Below are 794 nucleotides of genomic sequence, written 5' to 3'. Positions count from 1 at the left end.
TTTCCAATTAACTGTACGTGATTTTTTAAAGTACTCATGATTAAAAGATTTAAAGATTACTAATTATGCCACCTGAACCTTTCAGATAGTTTGCTTTATTATTTTCTTAAATGATTTACTTATTATATCTGGAGCGTTTTCCTTTTTTGTTTTTTTTGGTGCGACTTCCTTTTGAATGTTTTTATAAGATTTCATAAGATTCATTTTAGATTTACTTCCTATAGCGCCCTCGCTGTTTCCTTTTTTTGTTGCTGATACATTTTCAATATTTGGAATTGATAAGGACTTATAAAAAGGAGGTACGACTGGCTTATGCAGTGCGTTCAACTTCCGAATGTTGGTATTTTGCTATTAAAAAAAGGGAGGGACAGTGAGGGTGCGGGAGTAATTCTAAAGGCGTTTGTGAAATATTAAAACATAGGAAGTAGCATCAAATGAATAAATGGAATTCTATTTAGCGGACTTACTTCACGATTTCGGCTCGGGAATGTAGTGTTCCTTCCCTGCATAGCGGGAAGGGTTAACGGAATGGAAAGCTGAAATTGGGGATTGTGTCCAAGACCTTTCTAGTGAAGCTCTTTGCCCGTAATGAAGCTTTTCGCGAAATGCAGGGGAATGTGCTGAGTGGGTTTGGGTGTAACCGTCTGTTATATACTTAGCCATCCAGTTTGAGGTACTGGATAAACCTTTATTTATTTTATGCCATAGCATAGACTTCATCAAACAGCTTTTTATCCAACCGTTCTTGTTGGCCAAAGCTTTTCTTTAGGACGTTGTGTAGTACTGAATTGAAT

2 protein-coding genes are annotated in these 794 nt (G+C 36.4%); both read right to left on the bottom strand.

Annotation, left to right across the window (positions count from 1 at the left end):
* Window positions 1-81 precede the first annotated feature (81 nt).
* Window positions 82-327 (bottom strand): hypothetical protein, encoded by a 246-nt coding sequence (locus RM529_RS17630; RefSeq protein WP_311486041.1) that lies wholly within the window; start codon window positions 325-327, stop codon window positions 82-84.
* 141 nt (window positions 328-468) lie between these two features.
* On the bottom strand, window positions 469-720 hold the full coding sequence (locus RM529_RS17625; protein WP_311486040.1) for a hypothetical protein: 252 nt from the start codon (window positions 718-720) through the stop codon (window positions 469-471).
* Window positions 721-794: the final 74 nt, after the last annotated feature.

It is taken from the genome of Autumnicola edwardsiae (assembly GCF_031846505.1).
In the GTDB taxonomy this organism is placed as follows: Bacteria; Bacteroidota; Bacteroidia; order Flavobacteriales; family Flavobacteriaceae; genus Autumnicola; species Autumnicola edwardsiae.
Note: the sequence above shows the minus strand (reverse complement) of the source record. Positions and strands in the feature narration are given on the sequence as shown.